Annotated in this window: 27 protein-coding genes; 9 read left to right on the forward strand and 18 right to left on the reverse strand. The window is 60.9% G+C overall.

Going from position 1 to position 25,166, the window contains the following annotated elements; genetic code table 11:
• Window positions 1-86 precede the first annotated feature (86 nt).
• From hisI to ASH01S_RS10640, 8 genes are read right to left on the reverse strand one after another with little or no spacing between them, the layout of a single operon-like run.
• A complete protein-coding gene (gene hisI, locus ASH01S_RS19505) occupies window positions 87-938 on the reverse strand; it encodes a phosphoribosyl-AMP cyclohydrolase (protein WP_281178215.1) in 852 nt (283 codons plus the stop codon).
• On the reverse strand, window positions 914-1,696 hold the full coding sequence (gene hisF / locus ASH01S_RS10610) for an imidazole glycerol phosphate synthase subunit HisF (protein WP_067927678.1): 783 nt from the start codon (window positions 1,694-1,696) through the stop codon (window positions 914-916). Before hisF ends, hisI begins: the two co-directional genes overlap by 25 nt.
• Window positions 1,690-2,466, reverse strand: coding sequence for a 1-(5-phosphoribosyl)-5-[(5-phosphoribosylamino)methylideneamino]imidazole-4-carboxamide isomerase (hisA, locus tag ASH01S_RS10615; protein WP_067927681.1), 777 nt, complete (start codon window positions 2,464-2,466; stop codon window positions 1,690-1,692). Before hisA ends, hisF begins: the two co-directional genes overlap by 7 nt.
• On the reverse strand, window positions 2,456-3,115 hold the full coding sequence (gene hisH, locus ASH01S_RS10620; protein WP_067927682.1) for an imidazole glycerol phosphate synthase subunit HisH: 660 nt from the start codon (window positions 3,113-3,115) through the stop codon (window positions 2,456-2,458). The genes hisA and hisH overlap by 11 nt, the downstream gene beginning before the upstream one ends.
• The gene (gene hisB, locus ASH01S_RS10625) at window positions 3,112-3,738 is read right to left on the reverse strand and encodes an imidazoleglycerol-phosphate dehydratase HisB (RefSeq protein ID WP_245629029.1); all 627 of its coding nucleotides are present in this window, start codon (window positions 3,736-3,738) and stop codon (window positions 3,112-3,114) included. Before hisB ends, hisH begins: the two co-directional genes overlap by 4 nt.
• On the reverse strand, window positions 3,701-5,047 hold the full coding sequence (gene hisD / locus ASH01S_RS10630; RefSeq protein ID WP_083517052.1) for a histidinol dehydrogenase: 1,347 nt from the start codon (window positions 5,045-5,047) through the stop codon (window positions 3,701-3,703). Before hisD ends, hisB begins: the two co-directional genes overlap by 38 nt.
• Window positions 5,044-5,694, reverse strand: a complete 651-nt coding sequence (hisG, locus tag ASH01S_RS10635; RefSeq protein WP_067927684.1) for an ATP phosphoribosyltransferase — start codon at window positions 5,692-5,694, stop codon at window positions 5,044-5,046. The genes hisD and hisG overlap by 4 nt, the downstream gene beginning before the upstream one ends.
• Window positions 5,688-6,740: an ATP phosphoribosyltransferase regulatory subunit gene (locus tag ASH01S_RS10640; protein WP_067927686.1), complete on the reverse strand. Its 1,053-nt coding sequence runs from the start codon at window positions 6,738-6,740 to the stop codon at window positions 5,688-5,690. The genes hisG and ASH01S_RS10640 overlap by 7 nt, the downstream gene beginning before the upstream one ends.
• A gap of 286 nt (window positions 6,741-7,026) precedes the next feature.
• Here ASH01S_RS10640 and ASH01S_RS10645 point away from each other — a divergent pair, with 286 nt between their 5' ends.
• Together ASH01S_RS10645 and ASH01S_RS10650 are read left to right on the forward strand one after the other, a co-directional pair.
• Window positions 7,027-8,046: a peptidoglycan-binding protein gene (locus ASH01S_RS10645; RefSeq protein ID WP_067927687.1), complete on the forward strand. Its 1,020-nt coding sequence runs from the start codon at window positions 7,027-7,029 to the stop codon at window positions 8,044-8,046.
• Complete coding sequence (locus tag ASH01S_RS10650) at window positions 8,047-8,496, forward strand: hypothetical protein (RefSeq protein ID WP_067927688.1); 450 nt, start codon at window positions 8,047-8,049, stop codon at window positions 8,494-8,496.
• A gap of 83 nt (window positions 8,497-8,579) precedes the next feature.
• Here ASH01S_RS10650 and ispG read toward each other — a convergent pair whose 3' ends face one another.
• Window positions 8,580-9,683: a flavodoxin-dependent (E)-4-hydroxy-3-methylbut-2-enyl-diphosphate synthase gene (gene ispG / locus ASH01S_RS10655; RefSeq protein ID WP_067927689.1), complete on the reverse strand. Its 1,104-nt coding sequence runs from the start codon at window positions 9,681-9,683 to the stop codon at window positions 8,580-8,582.
• Between the two features lie 169 nt (window positions 9,684-9,852).
• Between ispG and ASH01S_RS10660 the strand changes: the two genes are divergently transcribed.
• A complete protein-coding gene (locus ASH01S_RS10660) occupies window positions 9,853-10,989 on the forward strand; it encodes a class I fructose-bisphosphate aldolase (protein ID WP_245629031.1) in 1,137 nt (378 codons plus the stop codon).
• 103 nt (window positions 10,990-11,092) lie between these two features.
• Window positions 11,093-11,290, forward strand: coding sequence for a YjzC family protein (locus ASH01S_RS10665; RefSeq protein WP_067927693.1), 198 nt, complete (start codon window positions 11,093-11,095; stop codon window positions 11,288-11,290).
• Between the two features lie 57 nt (window positions 11,291-11,347).
• Here the strand turns inward: ASH01S_RS10665 and ASH01S_RS18515 are convergent, their stop codons facing one another.
• From ASH01S_RS18515 to ASH01S_RS10685, 5 genes are all read right to left on the reverse strand, one after another.
• Complete coding sequence (locus tag ASH01S_RS18515; RefSeq protein ID WP_157067092.1) at window positions 11,348-11,518, reverse strand: hypothetical protein; 171 nt, start codon at window positions 11,516-11,518, stop codon at window positions 11,348-11,350.
• A 12-nt stretch (window positions 11,519-11,530) separates the two neighbouring features.
• The gene (locus ASH01S_RS10670; RefSeq protein WP_067927697.1) at window positions 11,531-12,157 is read right to left on the reverse strand and encodes a hypothetical protein; all 627 of its coding nucleotides are present in this window, start codon (window positions 12,155-12,157) and stop codon (window positions 11,531-11,533) included.
• A 191-nt stretch (window positions 12,158-12,348) separates the two neighbouring features.
• A complete protein-coding gene (gene ctaD / locus ASH01S_RS10675) occupies window positions 12,349-13,977 on the reverse strand; it encodes a cytochrome c oxidase subunit I (protein WP_067927700.1) in 1,629 nt (542 codons plus the stop codon).
• A gap of 70 nt (window positions 13,978-14,047) precedes the next feature.
• Window positions 14,048-14,683, reverse strand: a complete 636-nt coding sequence (gene coxB, locus ASH01S_RS10680) for a cytochrome c oxidase subunit II (protein ID WP_067927703.1) — start codon at window positions 14,681-14,683, stop codon at window positions 14,048-14,050.
• 298 nt (window positions 14,684-14,981) lie between these two features.
• A complete protein-coding gene (locus ASH01S_RS10685) occupies window positions 14,982-16,217 on the reverse strand; it encodes an MFS transporter (protein WP_306302861.1) in 1,236 nt (411 codons plus the stop codon).
• Between the two features lie 126 nt (window positions 16,218-16,343).
• On the opposite strand from ASH01S_RS10685, the gene ASH01S_RS10690 reads away from it, so the two are divergent.
• Complete coding sequence (locus ASH01S_RS10690; protein ID WP_067927708.1) at window positions 16,344-16,826, forward strand: hypothetical protein; 483 nt, start codon at window positions 16,344-16,346, stop codon at window positions 16,824-16,826.
• A gap of 333 nt (window positions 16,827-17,159) precedes the next feature.
• Here the strand turns inward: ASH01S_RS10690 and ASH01S_RS10695 are convergent, their stop codons facing one another.
• A complete protein-coding gene (locus tag ASH01S_RS10695) occupies window positions 17,160-17,789 on the reverse strand; it encodes a hypothetical protein (protein ID WP_067927711.1) in 630 nt (209 codons plus the stop codon).
• 501 nt (window positions 17,790-18,290) lie between these two features.
• Here ASH01S_RS10695 and acnA point away from each other — a divergent pair.
• The gene (gene acnA / locus ASH01S_RS10700) at window positions 18,291-21,017 is read left to right on the forward strand and encodes an aconitate hydratase AcnA (protein WP_067927718.1); all 2,727 of its coding nucleotides are present in this window, start codon (window positions 18,291-18,293) and stop codon (window positions 21,015-21,017) included.
• 206 nt (window positions 21,018-21,223) lie between these two features.
• Here the strand turns inward: acnA and ASH01S_RS10705 are convergent, their stop codons facing one another.
• From ASH01S_RS10705 to ASH01S_RS10710, 3 genes are all read right to left on the reverse strand, one after another.
• Entirely contained in the window at window positions 21,224-21,679 is a 456-nt protein-coding gene (locus tag ASH01S_RS10705) for a hypothetical protein (protein WP_067927728.1), read from the reverse strand.
• Window positions 21,680-21,939: 260 nt separating this feature from the next.
• Window positions 21,940-22,092, reverse strand: coding sequence for a hypothetical protein (locus ASH01S_RS18880; RefSeq protein WP_169794224.1), 153 nt, complete (start codon window positions 22,090-22,092; stop codon window positions 21,940-21,942).
• A 72-nt stretch (window positions 22,093-22,164) separates the two neighbouring features.
• Window positions 22,165-23,331 (reverse strand): uracil-xanthine permease family protein, encoded by a 1,167-nt coding sequence (locus ASH01S_RS10710; protein WP_067927729.1) that lies wholly within the window; start codon window positions 23,329-23,331, stop codon window positions 22,165-22,167.
• Window positions 23,332-23,466: 135 nt separating this feature from the next.
• Here ASH01S_RS10710 and tlp point away from each other — a divergent pair, with 135 nt between their 5' ends.
• The 3 genes from tlp to ASH01S_RS10725 all read left to right on the forward strand — a co-directional run bounded on the left by tlp (window position 23,467) and on the right by ASH01S_RS10725 (window position 25,155).
• A complete protein-coding gene (gene tlp / locus ASH01S_RS10715) occupies window positions 23,467-23,694 on the forward strand; it encodes a small acid-soluble spore protein Tlp (RefSeq protein WP_067927730.1) in 228 nt (75 codons plus the stop codon).
• A 153-nt stretch (window positions 23,695-23,847) separates the two neighbouring features.
• Window positions 23,848-24,492, forward strand: coding sequence for a Maf family protein (locus ASH01S_RS10720; protein ID WP_067927731.1), 645 nt, complete (start codon window positions 23,848-23,850; stop codon window positions 24,490-24,492).
• A 60-nt stretch (window positions 24,493-24,552) separates the two neighbouring features.
• A complete protein-coding gene (locus tag ASH01S_RS10725) occupies window positions 24,553-25,155 on the forward strand; it encodes a sterol desaturase family protein (RefSeq protein WP_067927737.1) in 603 nt (200 codons plus the stop codon).
• Window positions 25,156-25,166 lie beyond the last annotated feature (11 nt).

A 25,166-nucleotide genomic window follows, 5' to 3' on the forward strand; every position in this document is an offset into this window, starting at 1 on the left:
CCCCAGCATCGCCGAACCACTCGATAGCGGATATCTCAGCCAGCCGCCTGACGCACCCCGGCCCGGACCGCCCAATCCTGGACGCCTCAGCGCGCCCTGTTGGCCAATTCGCGCAGGACCAACGATGGCGTCACGCCGCTCGCCTTCCAGAGCGCCAGCAGGTGGTAGAGCAAGTCAGCGCTCTCGGCCACCAGCTCGCTCCCCCCGGTCGCAGAGTCGGCCGAAGCAGCCGCGTTCTTCGCGGCAATCACCACCTCGACGCTCTCCTCGCCCAACTTTTTGGCCACTTTGTCGATGCCCTGGTTGAACAGATACGACGTGTACGATCCGTCCGGGCGCTGCTGCCAACGCGTCTCCAAGGTCGCCCACAACCGTTCCAACACCGACCAGTCGGCAGCCGGCGCGGCGGACACCTCCAAGCGTACTGGCCCTGAAGAAGCTCGGGCTCGGGTCTCTCCGCCCTCTCCGTCCGGTCCCGGCGCATCCCCGTCTCCTCCGTCCCGGCTGCCGCCCCGCCCATCCCGGGCGACCCCGTCCGCGCTGGCCGAGGCCCCTTCTCCTCCGCGCCCGGCCTCTGGCAGGCGGCGCACCAAGCGCCGGTAAAAGCAGCTCGCCGCCCCCGTGTGACAGGCCGGCCCGGCCGGATCGACACGGTAGAGCACGGTGTCATTGTCGCAATCCAGCCACACCTCGCGCACCCGCTGGACGTTGCCCGAGGTCGCGCCCTTCTGCCAAAACTCGCCCCGGGAACGGCTCCAAAACCAGGCGTATCCGGTGTCCAGCGTCCGCTTCAGCGCCTCGCGGTTGGCGTAGGCGACCATCAACACGGAGTCATCCGCCACCGATTGCACCACCACCGGCACCAGCCCGGTCCGGCTGTCGTAGCGCACCGCCTCCAGCGCCACCTCGCCGCTCAGGAAGCGTTTGGCTGCGTCCACCGCACCGGCACCCCCCTCTGGCGCAGGTAGTCCTTGACCTGGCCAATCGACGTCTCAGCAAAATGAAACACGCTTGCCGCCAGCGCGGCGTCCGCCTTGCCCGCGGTGAGAACGGAGTGGAAGTGCTCAAGGGCACCGGCTCCGCCGCTGGCGATGACCGGCACCGACACCGCTTCCGCAACCATGCGCGTCAATTCCAGGTCGTAGCCCTCGCGCGTGCCGTCCTGGCGAAAACTGGTCAACAGGATTTCCCCCGCGCCAAGGCTGGCTGCCCGTTTCGCCCACTCCACCGCATCGATGCCGGTGCCTTTGCGGCCGCCTGCCACCATCACCTCGTAGCCGACGCCGGCCGGGCGCAGGTTGGCGTCGATGGCCACCACGATGCACTGCTCACCAAACCGGCGCGACGCCTCGCGAATCAGTTTCGGGTTGCGCACCGCCCCCGTGTTCATGGATACCTTGTCCGCGCCGGCGAGCAAGAGCGCCCGCACATCCTCCACGGTCGAGACGCCGCCACCCACCGTCAGCGGGATATTGACCCGGCGCGCCACCTCCGCCACCACCTGGCGCATCGCCAAACGCCCTTCCTGCGAGGCGGAGATGTCGAGCAGCACCAGTTCATCAGCGCCCTCGCGGCAGTACAACTGGGCGAGTTCCACCGGACTTCCGGCATCGCGGCGGTTCTGCAAAAACCCGACATGCTTGACGACCCGCCCGTCCAGGACGTCAAAACAAGGGATGATGCGCTTGGTCAGCATGGGCGCTCCGCCTCCTTCCTCCCCAGCCGCAGGGCGGTTAGGGCCTGTGCCAAATCGAGCGTGCCATCGTACAAGGAGCGGCCGGCAATCGCCCCCGCCAAACCCGCGTCCCGGGCTGCCAGCACGTCCGCCAGAGACCGGATGCCGCCTGAGGCGATGCAGGCGAGGCCGCTTGCCGCTTGAATGGAGGCGGCCAACTCAAGGTTGGCGCCGGTCAGCGTCCCGTCCCGCCGGACATCGGTGACCAGCGCATGGCGCACCCCGACCGCAGCCAACCGGTTGGCCACCTCAAGCAGCGGCACATCGGTCTGCTCCAGCCACCCTTTGACGGCCAACCGTCCATCGCGACCATCCAATCCCACGACCAGCGTGTCCGATCCGTACGTCTTCACCATCTGCTCCACCCACTGGCTGTCCAGCGCTGCCGTGCCGATGACGCAACGGGCGGCCCCGGCCTCCAGCCAGCCGGCGAGCGACCGCTCGTCGCGGATGCCGCCGCCCACCTGGACGCGCGCCCCGGCCTCAGCGGCCGCTGAGAGAACCTCAAGGATGGCCTGCCGGTTGACCGCGGCGCCCGCTTTCGCGGCGTCCAGATCCACCACGTGCAGGAACACAGCCCCGGCGGTGAGCCAACGCTCAGCCATGGCGCGTGGGGAGCGCCCGTAGACCGTGCTGGCTCCGTAATCCCCTTGCAAAAGGCGCACACACTGCCCGTCGTGCACATCAATAGCCGGATACAGGGTGAACTCCGGCGCTGTTTCACTGCCCATGCTGATTTCCTCCCACCGTGACCGGCTGACACAGGTGGACGAAGTTGGCCAGGATACGCTCTCCCACCGGTCCGCTTTTCTCTGGGTGAAATTGGGTGCCAAACACATGTCCGCGCGCAATCACGGCCGGCACCTCGACCTCTCCGTATTGGCTGACCGCGACGGCGTCCTCCGGGTGCGCCAGGCGCGCGTAGTAGGAGTGGACAAAATAGACGTGATCGCCCACCTCGACACCCGCCACCAGGGGATGATCCGCCACCCGCACGAGGTCGTTCCAGCCCATGTGGGGCACCTTGAGCCCTGGGCCAAAGCGGACCACTTCGCCGGCAATCAGTCCAAGTCCGACATGTCGGCCGTGCTCCTCACTCAGCGAGAGCAGCATCTGCATGCCCAGGCAGATGCCCAACAACGGCATTTCGGCGCGGACAACCTCCCTCACCACCGGCAGCAGCCCGCGCGCCCGCAGTTGGAACATGGCGTCGGAAAACGCGCCGACACCTGGCAGGACCACTCCGCTGACCGACTGGCCCGCGACCACCGTCCGCCACTCCTCGGCGTTGGCCACCAGGAACGTCTTTGCGCCGGCGCGGGAGAAGCCGCTTTGCACGCTCGACAGATTGCCAATTCCTAAGTCAAACACGGCAATCATTCCAGCACCCCCTTGCTGCTCGGCACACGGTCTCCGTCGGCGGCGACCGCCATGCGCAGCGCCGCCGCCGTCGCCTTAAACAGGGCTTCCACCATGTGGTGGCTGTTGTCTCCGTACAGCACGGCCAGGTGCAGGGCCATGCGCGCCTCGTTGGCCAACGCTTTAAAGAACTCTGCCACCAGTTCGGTGGGGAAGGTGCCGATTCGCTCGGCGGGAATGTCCGCCCGCAGGACGAAGGCAGGCCGCCCCGAAAGGTCGATGACAGCTCGGGCCAAGGTCTCGTCCATGGGTGTGTGGCGTTCCCCATAACGCCGTATCCCTCGCTTGTTGCCCAACGCGGCGTGCACCGCCTTGCCCAGACAAAGACCGATGTCTTCCACCAGGTGATGATCGTCCACGTCCACGTCTCCCGTGGCGCGGATGGTCAAATCGAATCGGCCGTGCACCGCAAACAGGTGCAGCATATGACGCAAGAACGGCACCGGAAAGTCCAAGTCGGCCTGTCCATTGCCACGCAGGTTGAGCCTCAGCTCGATCTCGGTCTCGCCGGTATTGCGCGCAACCTCCGCTCTGAATGTCGGTTGCTCAAAATCCGCCACGTTGTCCGCCTCCATCGTCCCCATCTGCCTGCCCCCTGGGCGGCGATGAATCAGCGCCAGGGCTGCGCGCCAATACCGCGCGCGCGTGCGCCTCCAGTCCCTCCGCGCGGGCCAACGCCACAATGTGGTCCTGGTGCCGGCGCAGGGTCTGTTCGGTATACTGCACACTGGTCATCCGCCGCAGGAAGTCGTGCACGCCAAGGCCCGACGCAAAACGTGCGCTCCCGTGGGTCGGCAATACATGGTTGCTGCCGGCGTAGTAGTCGCCCACCGGCTCCGGCGACCAAGGGCCGAGAAACACCGCCCCCGCCGTCGTCACGCGCGGCAGCCAGGCCTCCGGTTGAGCCACCAGCAACTCCAGGTGTTCAGGCGCAGCTCGGTTGACCAGATCAATGGCCTCCTGCACATCGGCCGCCAGCACAATCGCTCCCCACTGCTCCAGCGCCAAAGCCGCCTCCGCGTGCCGTGGCAGGACGGCCAACTGGCGCTCCGTTGCCGCCTGGACGGCGTCTGCCAGGGCTGCGTCCGTGACAACGCAGACCGCGCCGGCGTCCGGATCGTGCTCGGCCTGGGCCAGCAGATCAGCGGCAATGAACTCCGGATTGGCGGTATGGTCCGCCACCACAAACACTTCGCTCGGACCGGCGATGCTGTCGATGCCGACACTGCCCACCACGGCCCGCTTGGCCATAGCCACATAGCGGTTGCCCGGTCCCACGATTTTGTCGACGCGCCGAATGCTCTCGGTTCCGTAGGCGAAGGCGGCGACCGCCTGCGCCCCGCCGATCCGGTATACCTCGCGGACCCCAAGCAGGGCGGCGGCGGCCAGGACCAACGGGTGGGGCCACCCCGTCTCGCCATGAGGGGGCGAAGCCAAGGCAATCTCCGGCACCCCCGCCACCTGGGCGGGGATGACATCCATCAACACGGTCGAGGGGTACGCCGCGCGGCCGCCGGGCGCATAGACGCCGACCCGGCGCAGCGGCCGCCAATGCAGTCCAAGCCGCTCGCCGTCCCCGCCCGACCACCACACCTCGGTCGGCTTCTGCGCCTCATGGAAGGAGCGGATGCGGGACGCGGCGGCGGTCAGAGCCTCGCGCAGAGAAGGGCTCAGGTGGGCCAGGGCCGCCGCCAACATATCCTCGGGGACGCGCAGCGCCCACGCCTCCGACGCCGCCTCCGGCCGCCGGTCAAAGCGAACGGTGCACTGGCGCAATGCCGCGTCCCCCTGCTCACGCACCGCAGCCAACACCTGCTCCACACTGCGGTCGTCGGCGTGCGTTGTCAGCTCCCTGCGCCACGTCCATTCGCGGACTGGAAATTTGCGGATCATCCTGTCTTCCTCCTTGCGACGGCCGCCGCCAATGCCTCGGCCACCTGACGAATCGCCTCGCGCTGCAGGTGGTAACTGGAGCGATTGGCAATCAGCCGAGCCGACACGTCCGACACCGTGTCGAACACCTTCAGCCCGTTGGCCCGCAGGGTGGCGCCTGTCTGCACCAGGTCAAAGATTCTGTCGGTCAGGCCGATGACAGCCGCCAGCTCGATGGAGCCGCTGAGCGGAACAATTTCCACCGCCGTACCCTGGCTGCGGAAGTATTGATCCGTCAGGCGTGGGTACTTGGTGGCCACACGCCGCGGCGGTCGCAGCTCATCCTCGGGTCGGCCGGCCACGCACAGACGGCAGCAGGCGCACTCCAGATCCACCAGCTCACTGACGTCTCTGGGCTCCTCCATCAGGATGTCCTTTCCGACAATCCCGAGGTCAGCCACGCCATACTGAACGTACGTGGGGACATCCGCTGGCTTGGCCAGCAGGTAGCGCATGCGATGCACCTGGAACGTCGCCGCGTCGGCGGCCACGTCAAAAACCAAGGCCCGTGTCTCGTCCAGATCCGTGGGCAGAGGAAGTCCCGCCGCCAGGAGCAATGGCCACACCCCGTCCGTGGTCCGGCCTTTGGCCAGCGCGATGGTCAGCACGAGACCACCCCCCGCTGCATAACCAGCTCCTCGTCCGCAAACAGCGTCATCAGCCGCTCGACTTCAAACGTAAACCCGATGGCCGGCGCTGGCGCACCAAACTCCCGCAGCAGGTGGTCGTAACGCCCACCCTGGGCAATCGGCGCGCCGGCACCGGGAGCGAAGACCTCGAAGACCATGCCCGTGTAGTAGGACGGATCGCGATGCAAGGAGAGGTCGAATACCATGGCCGAAGCGTGGTCACTGGCCCGGATGGCGTCCGCCAATTGGCATAACGCCCGCCATGCCGCCTGCAACCGCTGTGAAGCGGCCGACTCCGGCCGCACCAGGGTGCCCGGGAGCGTGTCCGGCTGGAATGGGTTCAACGTGGACAGCAGTTCCATCACGTCCACCTCGCCGACAAAGCGCCGGCTCTCCGCCCGAAATGCCACGTAATCCCCGGCGGTCAACAGCGCAAGCAAGGGCTCCAGGTCATCTGCAGGCACGCCCAAAAGCTCGAGCAGAGCGGGGACAAACAGAGCATGGCTGATGACCATGCGCACACCGGCACGCCTCAGCCCCGCCAACGCATCCAGACACAGGCTCAGCAACTGGCTGTCGGCCGCCACTCCGGACTCGCCGATGCATTCCACCCCCACCTGGGTCGATTCGGCGGCGCGTCCGCTCATCCAGGACAAGGTAGCCGGCGCGTCGGAGCGATGGTAAACGCGCTCGGCATAGCACCAGCGGATGGGGAGCTGCCCTGCGGCCACCAAGGGAGCCGCCATCCGCGCGACACTCGGCGTCATGTCAGGCCGCAGGGCCATTGGGCGGCCCGAACGGTCAAACACTTGCACCCACTGCTCCGAGGCAGTGGGCCCGCGTCCCCGCTGCAGGGTGTCCGCGTATTCAAACGCCCCGCTGGAGACAAGGGAAAAACCGCGGTCTTCAAAAAAACGGATGAGCCAATCCTCCAGGTTCCGACGCATCCGCGCCTGAGACGGAAACAGGTCCCGCATCCCCTGAGGCCGCTCGGCCCACCGCATGGCATCCAGCGCCACGCACATCAACCCTTTCCAGCCAACACAAGGTCCATTCCTATCCGAAGCAAAAGGCGTTGCCAGAACCGCCCTGCTTTAGTTCTCTACCAAAGTAAAGTACGTGTCGTATTGTATACCCTCTCTCCCAATTCGTCAACGAATCGCATGGACGAGACGCCCCCAATCCGGCGCGCCGCTGCATTTTCCCAATCGGCTGGAGAAACCGGGCAGATTGTCTGCCGAAAACACGGCGAGGCGCGGCGCCATATGTTGCTGTAGGCATCCGAAGCCGCAAAAAAGGGGGGTGACCGGTTTGGAGGTTTGGCAAGGCAAGATGGTTTGGGTATGGGAAGTGAGCGAATCCAGCGGCGGCAACATCCAGGCCATCATTGAGCGGGTGCAGAGCGCGCGACTCGCCGGACTCATCGTCAAGGCACACGACGGCCGCAACTTTTGGTCACAGTTTTCTTCCAGCCTGGTCCACCAGCTGCATGAAGCCGGACTGGTGGTGGGCGCGTGGGGCTACTGTTACGGCGCCCACCCTGACGCGGAGGCTGCCAATGCGCACAGGGCCCTGTCCCTGGGTGCCGACTTTTATGTGGCGGATGTGGAGGCCGAATTCGAACCATCCGGCATGGCTGACGCGGCCACCCGGCTCATGGCCGCCATCCGACAGCAGGCCGGTGGCAAACCGATTGGCTATTCGACGTTCGGACTTCCCAAATATCACCCGGGTTTCCCGTTCCACGCCTTCAGCCGCCACGCAGACTTCACCATGCCACAGGTGTATTGGGGCGACTTTCGCCTGCCGCCCAGGACGGCCGTGGCTCAGAGTCTGGCTTATTACCAACCGTACAAGATTCCCGTTGCGCCGGTTGGACAGGCGTACGGCAGCGTGACCCCGGGCGAAATCCAATCGTTCATGGACGCATGCAAGAACCAGCCGGGCTACTCGTTTTGGAATTATCAATCGGCGACAGCCGCGATGTGGTCGGCGATTGCCGGTGGCCCGGCGCCGCTGAAGGAAGGAGGCAAGCACATGCTCGAGCGAGGCAGTCAAGGCCAAGCGGTGAAGCTGCTCCAGGAGGAGCTCAACTTGGTGCTCCATGTGCATCTGGCGGTCGATGGCGCGTACGGACCCAAAACCGAAGCAGCCGTGAAAAGTTTTCAACAACAGCATCACCTGACGGTGGACGGTATTGCGGGAGCGATGACCTTGACCACGTTGGGCCAAGCGCTGTATCAACTGCCAGACCCCAACACCGCGTCGAAGCTGCGGGAAGTGCTGGAGCTGTTGCAAAAGGCGGAAAAAGCGCTGCAAGGAGTGAGCTGAGTGAATAGCGAGCTGGAGTTAAAAATCCTCGAATCCCTGTTGAGTCTGATGACCCTGCTGATTGGCGTCGGCATCAGCGCCTTGGCGCCACGCCTAAAGCGAATTGTCAGTGCGCACGCCGACGGCAAGCAGGCGCAGCTGGCCTCGCACGTGATCGACGGGCTGTCCACCATCGCCGAGGCGGTGGTTCAGGAATTCAACCAAAAGGTGGTGGCCGACGCAAAGAAAGCTGGCGTTTTCACCCCGGCGCTGGCGCAGAGCATCAAGCAGGACGCGGTATCTGCCGTGATCAGCCAAGCCGGGCCGCTGGCCGCGCTGGGCGGGCAGGTCATCGGCGACATCCCCAGCCTGGTCTCAAGCCTGGTTGAACAAGCGGTCGCCAAACACCATATTGACACCTCGGGCGGTGGGGCGACATCCGCCTGCCCATCCGCCGCCTCCGGTACCTGACCGGCCGCGTCTACAGGCGCATTATCGCCAACCACCCGTGGGGCCGCTTCGCCCTCGGGCGGCCCACGACCATCCCGACCGACTCAAACCCCCACCTCTTCCTCATGCAGCTTGCCGGTCTCCTGATACCGCTTGGCCATAGCGTCGATCTCCCGTTTCAACTCGGCCACCAACTCTGCTTCCGGCACCTTGCGCACCACCTTGCCCTTGCGGAACAACAGGCCTTCCCCGCGGCCGCCGGCGATACCGATATCCGCCTCCCGCGCCTCGCCGGGACCGTTGACCGCGCAGCCGAGCACCGAGACCTTTATCGGGGCCTGAATGTGCTGCAGATAATCCTCGACCTCGTTGGCCACGGCAATCAGGTCGATGTCAATGCGACCGCACGTCGGACAGGAGACCAAGGTCGGCGCATTGGAGATCAGGTGGAACGTCTTCAACAGTTCACGGGCCACCTTCACCTCTTCGACCGGATCTGCGCTGAGCGAAACCCGGATGGTGTTGCCAATCCCCATCGACAGCAGCGTGCCCAAGCCAGCGGCGCTCTTGATGGTTCCGCTGTACAGCGTGCCAGATTCGGTGATGCCCAGGTGCAGCGGATAATCGAACGTCTCGGCCGCCAGCCGATACGCCTCAATCGCCAACTGGACATCGGACGCCTTCATGGACACGACGATGTCGTGAAAGTCAAGTTCTTCCAAGATACGGATGTGGTGCAGGGCGCTCTCCAGCATTCCTTGGGCTGTCGGGTAGCCGTACTTGTCCAGGATGTGATGCTCCAAGGAACCGGCGTTGACACCGATGCGGATGGGAATCCCCCGTTCTTTGCAAGCCTTGACCACCGCTTCCACGCGCTCGCGGCCGCCGATATTCCCCGGGTTGATGCGGACCTTGTCCACGCCGCCGCGGATCGCTTCCAGGGCCAAACGATAATCAAAGTGAATATCGGCGACCAAGGGAATATGGATGCGCCGCTTGATCTCCGGAATCGCTGCGGCCGCCTCCCGGTTGTTCACGGTGACGCGGACCACCTGACACCCCGCTTCCTCCAGGCGCAGGATCTCGCGCACGGTCGCTTCCACGTCTGCCGTCTTGGTCGTCGTCATACTCTGGATGACCACTTGATCACGGCCGCCGATGGAGACATCACCCACTCGGACCGTCCGTGTTTGTTGACGCAGGTACATAGGGTCGCCTCCAGTACATGGACTCTACTGCAATTATACATAATCCCTTGCATTCGGGTGGCCGGTTCACCGTTCGGAGACCACGGCGCGAGGCGGACAGCCAACATTCGTACGACTTCCCTACAAGCGACGGGATTTGATACAGTATGGTGTGAAACGTGGAGACAGGGTGAGCCTGTCCGAGACTTGTCGATCCGGCCGCGTCTGTGCCGGCGAGAATGGAGCGTGTTCCCAGACGATGATTGACCAAATTGTCACGTACCTGGGGAGTGAGGCGGATGACCTCCTCTCCCATACCTGCCGCACCATCCCGAAAGAGAGCTTGACCTTGCCCGGACCGGACAGTGTGGACGAAGTGTTCGCCGCGTCCAACCGCAACAACCAGGTTCTGCGCAGCCTGCAGCAGCTGTTGAACACCGGCCGTTTGAGCGGCACCGGGTACGTCTCCATCCTGCCTGTCGACCAGGGCATCGAGCACTCGGCAGGCGCTTCGTTCGCCAAGAACCCCGCCTACTTCGATCCGGAGAACATCGTCAAGCTCGCGATTGAAGGCGGCTGCAACGGCGTCGCCTCGACGCTGGGCGTGCTGGCTCTGACTTCGCGCAAATACGCCCATAAGATCCCGTACATTGTCAAGATTAACCATAACGAACTGCTGACGTACCCGAACAAATTCGACCAGGTCTTGTTTGCCAGCGTGCGCCAGGCGTGGGAATTGGGAGCGGCGGGCATCGGCGCCACCATCTACTTCGGGTCCAACGAGTCGACGCGCCAGCTGCAGGAGATCAGCGCGGCCTTCGAGGAGGCGCACCGGCTCGGCATGTTCACCATTTTGTGGTGCTACCTGCGCAATCCGCAGTTCAAAAAGGACGGTGTCGACTACCATGTCGCCGCGGACCTGACCGGCCAGGCCAACCACCTGGGCGTGACCATCGAAGCGGATATCATCAAGCAGAAGCTGCCGGAGACCAACGGAGGATTCAAGGCGTTGAACATGGAAGGCAGCAGCTACGGGAAGACGGACGAGCGGATTTATACGGAATTGACGACCGACCACCCCATCGATTTGGCCCGCTACCAAGTGGCAAACTGCTATATGGGCAAGATTGGCCTCATCAATTCCGGAGGCGCTTCCGGTGCCAACGACTTCGCGGAAGCGGTGCGCACCGCGGTCATCAACAAACGGGCCGGTGGCATGGGTTTGATTTCGGGCCGAAAGGCGTTCCAGCGGCCGATGGACGAAGGTGTGAAGCTGCTCAACCTGATTCAAGACGTCTACCTGTGCGAGGATGTGACCATCGCCTGAACAAGCCATCATAGTCCCGGTCCCATTCTGGCATACTAGGAGCGCAGCCGTCCCCTGCGGGGCGGCTGTCTCTGCCAAGCCAAGGACAGGAGGAGGGACCACGATGGGACAGCACAAACAGTTTGAACCCGGATGGGAAGTCCCCAACGACGGCTTTTACATTGAGGTCGGGGAGCACCCAGACAGCGCCTCCATTCGCGATCCGCAGAAGGTTCACCTGAAACGGGGCGACACCTTCCCCGCCACCAGCAACCACAACCGCAAGTGGGTGCGCATGAAGGCGCATAACACAAAGGACTGAGCAAAATGGCACCCCGTTTTGTTCGCCTCAGCCGCGCCCGCCATGGGGGCAGCAGGGTCACAGATCCTCCCCGGTCATGGGGCTGTCATAGGACACGGGAACGGTCGGCGCGGCCGGGTGCTTCCCTCGCCCCTTCTTGACGTTCGACAGATGCGTCGTGTAGCGCAGAACCAGCAGGAACACCGCAACGAACGCAAACAATCCCAAGGCAAAGGCAATCAGTCGCATCGAATCATCCCCTCAGGCGTGCAGTCCGCACCACGCGGCGAACTGACCAACAGTCAGCACCCGTTCCATCAACAGCACGACAATTCCAAACATGACGGTGTACAGCCATACGTTCATCGCCACCGGAAAGAACGCGTTCACCTTGGCCTTGTTGGCAAAACTGGCGTACCAACCGGCGATGGCAATCAGCACCGCGGAGATGAACGTCAAGCCAAACACAATCATCGAGGTCGGCCAGTCTATCGTCTTGATCTGCTGGCTGTAGCCCGCAAACCACAGCATGAGACGAAACTGAATCAACGCCGTGGCCACCCAGGACAACACCGCCAGCGCCAACACCGCGTTGAACGCCTGCCACCGGTCCTTGGCAAAGAACGCGGCAGCCACAAGCACCAGCACCCCAGACACAATCAGGAGCAAGGTATCCCAATAAGGAAGGTCTGTGAGCAGTCGATTGTTCAGCGTGAACTTGCTCGGATTCCAACCGCGCAGGTAGACGTTCGAGGCGACAAACACGGCCGACATGAACGTCAAAGCGACCAAACCAAGCCACACCGCCAGGTTTGCGTTGGCCTGCGGGTCTATGCGCTCATCGTGCACCGCCTGTCCGCCATGCCCGTTTTCCATCCGCACAGCCATATCCGCATCTCCTCTCCTTCTCCATGGATGCCTTTAACCGGCCCTTGCCCTACACAGGGTTGGCGCTCCGCAAGCGCCGTCATCCAGCCCCCGGACGGCACCCGAGCGCCAGGGCCGAGGACCACCGCAGGCGGCCGGACGTCGCTGGCATCGTCTGTCTGCAACTTCCCCGCGCGCCCGCGGCTCCCCGCTCAAGCCCACGTTGGATTCGCCTCCGGTTCCGTTTGCGGCGGATCATACGGCCGGTACGGGTTGTCGGTGACGGTCGGGATTTCGTCGAAATTGTGCTCCGGAGGCGGAGACGAGACCTGCCACTCCAAGGTTTGGGCGCCCCACGGATTGGGCCCCACCTTCACCCCGTATTTGGCCGCCCAGAACAGGTTGGCGACAATCAACAGGGTACCGAACCCCAAAACGTAGGAGCCGATTGTGGCCACGTCGTTCCAAAACATGTACTGGGGCGCGTAGGCCGCATATCGCCGCGGCATCCCGGCCAAACCGAGAAAGTGCATCGGAAAGAAAGTCAGCTGCGTACCGACGAAGTAGAACCAGAAGGAGACATGCCCCAGCGTCTTGTTGAACATTCGGCCCGTGACTTTGGGAAACCAAAAGTGCAGCCCGGCCATGATGGTCATGACACTGCCGCCGAATAGGACGTAGTGAATGTGGGCGACGACGAAATACGTGTCGTGCAGGTGCATATCCAGCGGCACCGCGGCCACCAGGACGCCGCTGAATCCGCCGATGATGAACGATCCGATGAACCCGAGCGACGCGTACATCATCGGCACCGAGTACTCGACGGAACCGCGCCACATCGTCGCCAGCCAGTTGAAAATCTTCACCGACGTCGGTACAGCGATGACCAGTGACGAAATCATGAATGGAATGCCCTCGGACATCTGCATGCCAGCGACAAACATGTGGTGAGCCCACACGAAAAAGCCGAGAAAACCAATCGCGACGCTGGAATAGGCAATCGCGTGGTAGCCAAAGATCGGCTTACGGGAAAACACCGGCAGAACCTCCGATATGATCCCGAACGCCGGCAGAATCATGATGTAGACCGCAGGATGCGAATAGAACCAGAACAGGTGCTGATACAGCATCGGATCGCCGCCGGCGCTGGAGTTGTAAAACACGGTCGACCAGTGGCGATCGGACAAAAGCGTCGTGATGGCTCCGGCCAGGGCAGGGGTGCCGAACAACTGCATCCACGCGGTAACCCAGATGCTCCAAGTGAACAGCGTCATGCGATTGAACGACATGCCGGGAGCGCGCATCTTGTGAATGGTGACCAAAAAGTTGATAGCGCCAAGAATGGACGACAGGCCAGCCAAGTGGACCGAGAAAATCCAAAAATCGATACCGGCGCCCTTGGCGGACACGCTGTACGGCGGATAGGCGGTCCACCCGGCGTCCGGCATGCCGCCGGCCATGCTGCACAGCATGATGACACCCGCAGTCAGGTACAACCAGTAGCTCAGTGCGTTCATTCGGGGGAACGCCATGTCCCGGGCGCCGATGTGCAGGGGTATGAGATAATTCCCAAACGCCCCGGTCAGAAGCGGGATGATAACCAGGAAAATCATGATGGTGGCGTGCATGGTGAAGAATTCATTGTAGGACTGCGCGTCAAACACCCCTTGCGGGACAAGCAAGTCGGTACGCACCAAAAGCGCAAACAGGCCGCCCAAGAGGAAGAAGAAGATGGCGGTAACCCCGTACATAACGCCGATTTTCTTGTGGTCGACGGTCAGCACCCACTCGCGTACAAACGACTGCCGACGTGGGCGCGGATGACTGAGGACAGCCTCCATGAATCCTCACCTCGCAGGTTGAAGTCATAAGGGTCGGCGCCCGACACGGTCGCGATTGCCTTGTATATACCTACTTCTTCAACGAGGATACCCACTGCTGAAACTCGGCCTGCGTCACGACCTTGCCGGTCGCGTGCATTTGCGAATGGCCAGCGCCGCAGAACTGGTCGCAGGGCACATCGAATACATGCCCCACCATGTCCGGCTTGATGTTAATCCAAAACTGCGTGATGCGCCCAGGCAGAGCGTCCTGCTGCAGCCGCACATCCGGTATGTAGAAACCGTGTATCACGTCAGCCGAGGTAATGTCGAACAGCACCGGCGTTCCTGCCGGCACCTCCAGCGTCCGCGCATGCGCCCCGTTGGGATACTCAAAGTCCCAGTACCACTCGTGGCCGGTTACGCGAATCGTCACATCCTGAGCCGGCGGTTTTTGAAGCGCATACACGTACCTGACGCAAAATGCCCCCAAGAAGACCAAAATGGCTGCCGGTACGAGCGTCCACACCACCTCCAACTTGGTGTTGCCGTGCACCGCAGCCCCCGTCGGATTGCGCCGGGTCCGCCGGTAGCGAATCAGAAACGTGATCAACAAAGCCTCGACCAAGACAAAGAAGAAAGCCACCACGCCCAGCATGATGTAAAAAAACGAATCCACGCTGTGCGCCATCTGAGTCAGCTCCACCGGCAACCACGATGAGAACACGGACGCACCCTCCTTTACCGGTTTGCCGTCCAAGCTATGGATGGGCTCCCGGAGCTTGGGCGTCGCAGATTCGCGGCTCCTGGACGTCCTGCCCAACCAGGGATGAATGCCCCTTGCCATACGGTGCATGCCCTTCGCACAGCCAGTCTCCCAAATCCCTGCAAGATTCCGATAGCATCGGCAACAAGAAACACACACTCAATTCAAGATACGGGTACAGTTTACCATAGAAATGCCGCCGCGAGTCAAGCGACGCGGCGGCTTCTGCCTGCTACCCAGAACCTCAACCCGGTTCGATTCAGAGAGTTTCTGCGGCTGTCCGCTTGGCTTGCAGTTCTCCATGTTGAAACGCCGCCACCAAACCAAGTCCGGCCACGCACACCAACGCCGTCACAACAAACGGCAGGCCTTTATCCCACTGGTACAGCAGCGTGGCCAACAGGGGACCCACGATGCGGGCGAGCGAATCCATCGATGACAGCAGTCCGGAGGCCAGTCCCTGGCCCACCGTGGTCCGCTTGCTCACCAAGGAGGTGACAGTCGGCTTGAGCACCGTGTTGCCGGCCCCGAAGATGGTCATGAACAAGGCCGCCGTCCAGAAACTGTGCGAGAGCAGAACCAAGAACAGTCCCGCAGCCGATACGGCGAGCCCAAGATAGAGGGTTGGAACCTCCCGGCCGTGTTTGACGTACCGTTGCACGATGCCGCCTTGGATAAGGGCGCCGACGATGCCAGAAATGAAGAACATATATCCAATCTGCGTCGGAGTGGCGCCAATCTTCCACATCTCGTAGTACTGAAAACAACCTTCCAACGCGGCAATCGTAAACTGGGCGATGAAATCCACCAGATACATGTATTTCAATGAGCCGGCAAACGCCGCCCACCTGGACTGAGTGCTGGCGGTCACGTGAACGCGCTGCTCCCGATCCGGTTCCTGCAGCGATACAAGCGCCCATACGGCGTTCAACAGGGCCAGCGCAGCCGCCACAAAGAACGGAATGGCCACGCCAAAATTGGCGAGAATTCCGCCCACGCCGGGACCAATGATGAACCCTAGCCCGATGCTCATGCCGGCGAACGCCATCCCGCGGGTGCGCTCCTCCACACCCGTCACATCCGCGATGTAGGCCATGGCAGTGGCCGTCACCGCGCCCGAAAAGCCACCGCCGACAATGCGCGCTAAGTACATCAACCACAGCATGTCCTTGGCCAGTCCAAACAGGAAGAAGCTGAAGGCAAACCCGACCAACCCAACCATCAGGACCGGCTTGCGCCCGATTCGGTCGGACAATCGCCCCCACCAGGGAGAAATGAAAAAGGCCACGGCCGAGTACACGGCGAGCATCAGGCCCAGGTGGTACGGCTGGGCACCGACATTGGCAACCATCATCGGCAGCACCGGTATGACCAGCCCAAAGCCGACAAAAACCGTGACAATCATGGACAGAATCACTGCAAGCCGTCTCAGCACCACTACATGCCTCCTCTGTTCACCATTCTCAGGATAGCACCAACGACCGCCGTTCAACACCTTTTGGCCACTACAGAATGTGTCCAGCCATTGACATTCAGAGACGCCGGTCAAGGTCGTGTTTTGCAGTATAATCTATAATAGTAGGAATGATATGAAGACACGTCTGCCGAGGGGGGACACAAAGTGAACTCACTGCCAGCGAACACCGGCTCAAGCAAACGGCATCAGTGGCGCACGCGGGCTTGGATCTTGGCCATGGCCGGCATCATCACAGGACTGGTCCTGACACTGATTCCCGTGATGCACCACATCGCGGCCGCGCGTGAAGCCGCTCATCAACATACATTTATGGAATACGTCACGGTGCACCACCTCGGGACCCTCACCGTGATTGATTCCGGCACCGGGCTGGACCCGGTTTCGTATGTGCTGACCGTGCGCCGCCCGGTCTCCGTCAACGACCGTGAGGCGTTGCTCACCCGTCTGATGAAGAAGTACTACGAATACGACAAGGGAGAACTGTTGTCTGTGGTCTACCGCTCCCCCACGGGCCAGGACCAGCCCATTGGATCGGCTCATTACGATGACTCGACTGGACGGCTGCAGCTGACTATCAACCTCGACAGCGGCGGCACCCGCGTCGTCAATCGGGATGAGCATTGGTGAAAGCGCATCTCTAACCTGTGCTGGTGCCGCCCCGGCGGCATGGAGGTCTATCTGCGAAACAACTAGGACGAGATTGTTTCACCGGATGAGGCGGAAGCAGCGAGTGGCAGAACAGTGGCTGCAGGCGCATTTACCCGCGCTTGAGGGGCCACATGCGGCAAGACCCTGCTCAAGTACGTCTTGCGTCCATGGGTTCACTCCCCATTCACGGTCGCCTAATGCCTACAGTGAGGTCTCACCTACTGGAACTTGACACCGACAATTTCCGCCTTGTTTCGTATAATTTCTTACGGAGTTTGAGACATCCGTATTGGTCTTTAGCTGTCCATCCTCTTAACCCCATTGTGAGTCGTCATAGAAAATGTACAGCGTTCTTGACTTGGTATCTAAGAAGTATGCTTTCCGTGTCGTGTACGAATCTTGATATTCGTATCTTGTTTTGATGAACGAATAATAGTATCCATCCCGTTTGACTTTAGGCAATGGATTCTTTCTCCCAGACATTGGGTTCTCTTGTCCAGGCGAGAGATTTAGCAAGGAGTAAGGCACAACAGTTCCAGACTTCCATCCCTTGTCCTTAGCGGACTTCATGAAGGTATCCATTTGAGTCTGATTGAACCGTACGACTACATAGTCCTGTTCCTCATCCATTGCAACCAGATGATCGTTTTCAAGTACATCGACCGATCTTGGAATATAAATGTTAGTCCGGGATGCGATAGTATACGCAGCACCACCCAATATCTTGGCAAAGGCCAGTATAATCAAGCCTACAGTAGAAAGAACGCCAGCTGTAATCGCCCACCATTTCAGGAGTGCTATTTTTCTTGATATCACCCATCTGATCAGTGAGACAATAAGCCAAATAATCATCGGTAAACATATCAAAATAAGGAATATTCCATAACCATACCCTAATTGATTCCCTAAATTACCCAGATACAATTGAGTATGTAGATTCACTAGCATCCTCACCTATCACGAATTTGAAAACAGTATTGGTTTCACAACTTGATCAGCAATCGATTAGAAAATTGATATAAACATAGATTTACAATAGCACAAGACCGGGCACTGTATGTGAGACGAATACCAAGACCATGATCTCGTCATTGCCAGACCGGATGGTAGCCCGATGCACTTCCAAACGTTTGAAGATGCTTGGTACCGATTCCTGAAAGCGTGCTGACGTACCAAGAACTCGGTTCCACACGATGAGCTGAAAATGCTGAAATGGCGGGCTCTCATGAGGCTGGAGAGGCGTTTGTGACACTCAATTTAAGTGTGTTAGACTACATCCATGTAAGTGCGAACTTTATATGTCAAGTCTGTGTCAAGGTGGATGGGTGAGTTATTGGGATTTGAAATCGCCTCATCGGCTTTTCTTATCTGCCTTCGACAAGCGGACTGCGCATCTGCGACAATGGGTATCGAGGAAATGACAGCCAGAGTGGGGGGAACGTAATGGCGAACCAATTGCAAGACCCGTTTGGCATCAAAAAGAAGTTAACCATCGATAACAGCCAGTTCACCTACTACCATCTCGGGGAACTGGAACGAAAAGGGGTCGCGGACGTCGCAAAGCTCCCGTTCTCCATCAAGATCCTGCTGGAGGCGGTGGTGCGGCAATACGACGGCCGTGTGATTGACGAAAACCATGTCAGGGAATTGGCCAATTGGCAAGCGGCTTCGCCGCAGCGCACGGACGTGCCGTTCAAACCGGCCCGCATCTTGCTCCAGGACTTCACGGGCGTGCCGGCCGTTGTCGACCTGGCGGCGATGCGTGCCGCCATGCAGCGGATTGGGGGCAATCCTCAGCGCATCAACCCACTCATCCCGGTCGACCTGGTCATCGACCACTCCGTGCAGGTGGACGCGTTCGGATCGAAGGAAGCGCTGGAGTTTAACATCCAGCGCGAGTTCGAGCGCAACGAGGAACGCTACAAATTCCTGCACTGGGCGCAGAAGACGTTCGACAACTTCCGCGTGGTTCCGCCGGGAACCGGCATCGTCCACCAGGTGAACCTGGAGTACCTGGCTTCCGTCGTCGGACGCCGCGAGGTTGACGGCGAGACGGTAGTCTTCCCGGACTCGCTGGTCGGCACCGATTCTCACACCACCATGATCAACGGCATCGGCGTCCTCGGCTGGGGCGTCGGCGGCATTGAGGCCGAAGCCTGCATGCTGGGACAACCCCTGTATCAGCTGATGCCGCAGGTCGTCGGCTTCAAGCTGACCGGCCAGCTGCCCGAAGGAGCGACGGCCACGGACCTGGCGCTGACGGTCACACAGATGCTGCGCAAGAAGGGTGTCGTCGGCAAGTTCGTCGAGTTCTATGGCCCGGGGCTGAGCAACATCAGCGTCGCCGACCGCGCCACAGTCGCCAACATGGCTCCCGAGTACGGCGCGACGATGGGCTTTTTCCCGGTCGACGAGGAAACCCTCAACTACCTGCGCAGCACCGGTCGTGACGAAAGCCAGGTTCGACTCGTCGAAGCGTATTGCAAAGAGCAGGGCTTGTTCCGCACCGACGCCACGCCCGATCCGGTATTCACCGACACCCTGGAACTGAACCTGGGAGATGTCGAAGCGACCTTGGCGGGTCCGCGCCGGCCGCAGGACAAGATTGTACTGACAAAGATGAAGTCTACCTTCGAGGACACCCTGCAAAAGCCGCTCGACCAAGGTGGGTTTGGCCTCGGCGACGAAGACGTCCGGAAGGAGGTTCAGGTGCAGTATCCAGAGGGCGTGCAGTCCACCATGAAGCCGGGCGCGGTGGTCATCGCGGCGATTACGAGCTGCACCAACACCTCCAACCCGACGGTCATGGTCGGCGCCGGCCTGCTGGCCAAAAAGGCGGTCGAGAAAGGACTGAAGACGCCGGCCTACGTGAAAACCAGCCTGGCACCGGGGTCCCGCGTGGTCACCGATTACTTGGAGAAATCGGGCCTCCTGCCGTACCTGGAGCAGCTCGGGTTCGATGTGGTCGGCTACGGCTGCACCACCTGCATCGGAAACAGCGGTCCGCTGCCAGACGCCATCTCCGACGCCATCAAGGACAACGACCTGCTGGTATCGGCGGTGCTGTCGGGCAACCGGAACTTTGAAGGCCGCATCCACTCCCTGGTACGCGCCAACTATTTGGCGTCGCCGCCGTTGGTCGTCGCCTACGCGTTGGCCGGAACGGTCGACATCGACCTGACGCAAGAACCCATTGGGCGAGATCAAGGCGGCAACCCGGTCTATCTGAGGGACATCTGGCCGACTCCGAACGAGGTGGCCGAGGTCATTCGTTCGGTCATCACACCGGATTTGTTCCAAAAGAAGTACGCCAACGTGTTCAACAGCAACGAGCGCTGGAACGCCCTGTCCAGTCCGGAAGGCGAATTGTATCAGTGGGACGAAGCGTCGACTTATATTCAGGAGCCTCCGTTCTTTGTCGGACTGACCGCGGACGTGCCCAAGGCCCAGAGCATCCAAGGAGCGGCCGTGCTGGCGCTGCTCGGGGATTCGGTAACCACGGACCACATCTCGCCCGCCGGCAACATTGCGTACGACAGCCCAGCCGGCAAGTACCTGCGTGACCATGGCGTCAAGCCGGCCGACTTTAACTCGTACGGATCGCGCCGGGGCAACCACGAAGTGATGATGCGCGGAACGTTCGCCAACATCCGCATCCGCAACCAGATGGCACCGGGAACCGAGGGTGGGTTCACCACCTACCTGCCAACCGGCGAGGTCATGCCGATTTACGATGCGGCCATGAAATACAAGGAAAACGGCCAGCCGCTGGTGGTCATTGCGGGCAAGGAATACGGCACCGGCAGTTCGCGCGACTGGGCGGCGAAGGGGACCATCCTGCTGGGCGTGCGGGCGGTCATTGCGGAGAGCTTCGAACGCATCCACCGCAGCAACCTGGTAGGTCTCGGCGTGCTGCCGCTGCAGTTCAAGGCGGGTGACAGCTGGAAGTCGCTCGGCATCACCGGCCGTGAACGGTTTGACATCCTTGGATTGGACGGGGACCTGCAGCCGGGACAGGACATCACCGTAAAGGCGACGCGGGAAGACGGGACGAGTTTCACCTTCACCACGACCGCTCGCCTGGACAACCAGGTGGACATTGATTACTTCCGCAACGGCGGCATTCTCCAGACCGTGCTGCGCAATTTCCTGCGCGGCACCGCCCAGTGAACGTGTCGTCCGTTGTCTGAAGAAAAACCAGGGGCCACTCCCGGTTGGGAGACCCCTGGTTTTTGCTGTCGACCGCCTAGGCTGCTGCTTACGGACTGTTTGGTAGGATGGTCAGCACATCCTTGCTCGCTTCGGCTTGAGCGGGCCTGCGGTCCTCCGCTGCAGCCATGACGTGCCGCTCATGACGCTCTCAACAGGCGCGTTTCTCAGCGTAGCACATAGTCAAACACGGTCTGATTGGCGGCGTCCGCACCGGTCACGCCCTGTTCACCCGCGCTGACGTCAGAGTGAGACCCCCACATAGCCCGCGACTGCCATGTCGAACCATGCGGCGCGAAGAATTCAACATCGATAGCCACCGCATCAGGATGTTCCTGGCGAACCTGTTGGATGATGTCCCGCGCGTACGCTTCCAGATGCGCCCTTTCGCTGTTGACCGTCTCCACATGGACAACGTACGCATGCCGATTCCCCGCCTCCGCCGCCACCGACTTGACGGTATAATGTGGGCGCCCAAGATACAGGCCGACCAGAGACACCGCCGCCAAGACGATAAAGCCGACAAAGTACCAACGGCTGAGATTGCGTCGCACAAGCCGCAGCATGCCCCACAGCAGGAGGATAATGGCCAAAACGCCTGCAACAAAACCGACAACCAGCATGTCTACTCTCCTTCTATCCCCGTCCACTTTCACAACAGCAGGGGAAATCGCGCAATCCGTCAGATTTCTAGTATACAGGAGCCGTGGTTTCCATGGCCATGGCAGAAAACGGACAACACCCGCTGCGCTGGCATGGTGGCCCATCGATGCCGAGTCATGGACAAAGAAAGACCCGGCCTGGTCGCCGGGTCCCTGTCGGACACTGGGCACTTTTGTGGATGCCTCTTCGTTCCGCACGGCCAGTCAAAAAGAGCCGCCGGTCAACTCTGGAGGTTTGACGACGCCTTGTGAGCACGGCGTCGTATCAGCTCTTCCTCGGGTTCCCCGCGCGCCATGCTCTGACTGGCGAGAGCATTGGCAATCGGTCCAGAGGCCTCATCGCCGCGTCCAATGGACTTGCGTCTCGATGTCATCACACAGCCCTCCCAGCGTGGTGTCCGACACTCGATAACGTGCCCACACCAGCCGTCCAGTATGTGATGCCATCAAACTGGTTTGCGGTTTAAGTCCGGCAGCACCCAATATATAACAAGTCCTGCCAGTGTGGCCAAGGCGACGCCATTGTTCGGGTAGCCGACGCCGACAATGAAGATGACCCCCGCCACAATCAGGTTCTTCATGTTCGTGAAATCAACCCGTTCCTCAATCACGTGGCGAATTCCCATAGCTGCAATCATCCCAAACAAAAGAATGCTGATACCGCCCATGACCGGCACCGGAATGGTGTGAATCAACGCCCCTACCTTGCCAAACAGACCCAATATGATGGCGACGACGGCCGCTCCTTGAATGATGCGAGCGGAGTACTGGCGCGTGATGGCCAGAACGCCCAGATTCTCCGCGTACGTGGTCTGAGCAGGACCGCCCATGAGGGCGGACAGCAAGGTCGCCGCGCCATTGCCCCAGAGGACTGAAGAAAATCCAGGGTCTTTGGTCACGTCGCGACCGATGATCTCATTGAGAACAAACATGTGACCCAGGTCCTCAACCATGGTGACCAAGGCGATGGGTGCCATGGCCAACACGACGGATCCGGTGAAATGCGGCAGAACAAAGTGGGGCCACGATAGTATTGGTGCGCTGGCAACAGAGTGCAGATCTACGAGACCGCGCGCGCACATGTATATGTATCCGACCATAATTCCGACCAACAAGGGGACCACGCGCAGCTGCCGTGGACCCACCAGCGAGGCGGCAATCGCTGCGGCCAGGCTGACAATCGCCGCGTCCCAGTGCACCGCGGCCATGTTGCTGACAGCCGTGCCGGCCAGCGACAGTCCGATGACCGAGACTACCGGCCCAACCACGACCGGAGGAATGAAGCGCCGCACGCGAGCAAATCCCAACTTGGTCACGAGCAGGGCCACCAGGGCGTAGACTACTGCCACGCTGACCAAACCAGCGGCCGCCTCCGCCGGTGAATGGTACTTCCCCACATAGAGGGTCAAGGGTGCAATGAACGCAAACGAAGACCCAAGGTACGTAGGCACCTTACCCCGCGTGATGGCGTGAAACACCAGTGTGCCCACACCGCTGGAAATCAAGGCGCTGCCGGTATCCAATCCGGTCATGTAAGGGACGAGCACGGTGGAGCCAAACATTGCGAACACGTGTTGAATCGAGAGAGGCACCGCCCGCCAAAACGACTTCATCACATCCACTCCTCCACAATCCTGCCATGTCAGGTTATCCGCACGCAGCCTGTATAACCATAGCATAAAAGGGTCCTCAGCAACGCACCCTATGCTCGGTTTGCCACCAACTTTTTTGAGAAGGAGTGTCAATCCATGGCGAAACCGGATGACCGCAGCGACAATGTGGAAAAACTTCAGCGGTCGATTCAGAACACGATGGCCAACCTGCGGGAAGCCAACGATTTTCTCAAGGCGCATGGAGAACAGATGAATGAGCGGGACAAGGCCGCCCTGGAGGCTAAGAACGAGCGGCGGGAACGTGCCATCGAGGGTTTCCGGGATGAAATCAAAGATGAGGTGGAAGACGCTCATCAGCTGTGAGCATCTACCGTGGGCGCTAAAGGCCGACGGTCCGGATACGGCCTGCGGCGCCCACATCCTTACCGACTGCCCAGCTTGCCCGGTGTCGCGCCCGTTTGTTGTACAATAGCCCACAAAGTCCGTATGCGCTGACGCAGGCAAGGGGGAACACGAATGGCAGTTGTGAACCGAGCACGTCTGGTGTTGGCTTCTTCTTCACCGCGTCGACGCCAGCTACTGGCTATGTTTCAGCGCCCGTTTGAAGTGCAAACCAGCCAAGCCGACGAATCGGTGCCCGGCCACCCTCATCCGGCCGAGTTGGTGCGGATACTGGCCGAGCGCAAGGCAGGCGCGGTGTTGCAAAGGCTCGGCGGCCACGACACCGCGGGCGATCCGGTTATCATCATCGGCGCTGACACGGTGGTTGCGCTCGACGGCGAGATCTTGGGCAAACCGCGCGACCACGAGCAAGCTTTCGCGATGCTCTCGCGGCTACAGGGCAGGGCGCATGATGTGTACACCGGGCTGTGTGTGCTGGCCCGGGACAATGACGGAGCCATCCGAAAACGCCAGGGATTTTCACGAACCCGGGTGCATATGTCGAGTCTGAATCCCCAACAAATCTACGCCTACATCGCCACCGGAGAGCCCTTCGACAAGGCGGGGGCCTATGGAATTCAAGGATACGGATCGGTTCTCATCCACCACATCGAGGGAGACTATTTCACCGTGGTGGGCCTGCCGCTCCACCAACTGGGACGCTACCTGGACGAACTCGGCTGTCCGCTACTGGACCCGCAAAATCGGCCGGCGGAGTGACATCCCCGTGCAACTATACTAAAATACTTCCGTAAATCCTTCATGATAGAGGCGATGACAATGCCGTACGGAAAGGAATTTTTGCGGGACCACCGAGTGTTGTTTCTCTCCCTGGTGTTGGCTGCAGACATCGTGGTCGCACTGATTCAGCCCTATCGGCCGATACTCTGGCTGGCCATCATTGCCGGCATCGTCCTGTTTTATTTCATTGAATACATCACGCACCGTTTTGTGCTGCATGGGATTCTCAAGATCATTCTACCCAAGGCCTACGAGGGCCATGTGGTGCATCATCAGCTGCCCACCGAGCTGAAATACATGTTGACGCCCAACGTGTACAACATGCCTGGATATATTGTGTACTGGGTGGTGGGGTACCTCGGCACCCGCAGCGCCCTGATCACCGCCGGCCTGATTGTCGGCACATCGCTCGCGCAGCTGTACTACGAATGGACCCATTTTGTCTCGCACCGGCCCATCGTGCCGCGCAGCGCCTGGGGTCGGTGGATGAAAAAGTACCACCTGCTGCACCACTACAAGAACGAAAACTATTGGTTTGGCGTCACCAACCCCAGCCTCGACATGGTCATGGGCACCAACCCCAGGCGGGACGAGGTCGATACCGTCAGTTCCGCACTGAAAGGCGAGACTTGGCAACGCTAGTCTCGCCGCTC

Source organism: Alicyclobacillus shizuokensis NBRC 103103 (assembly GCF_001552255.1).
Lineage (GTDB): Bacteria > Bacillota > Bacilli > Alicyclobacillales > Alicyclobacillaceae > Alicyclobacillus_G > Alicyclobacillus_G shizuokensis.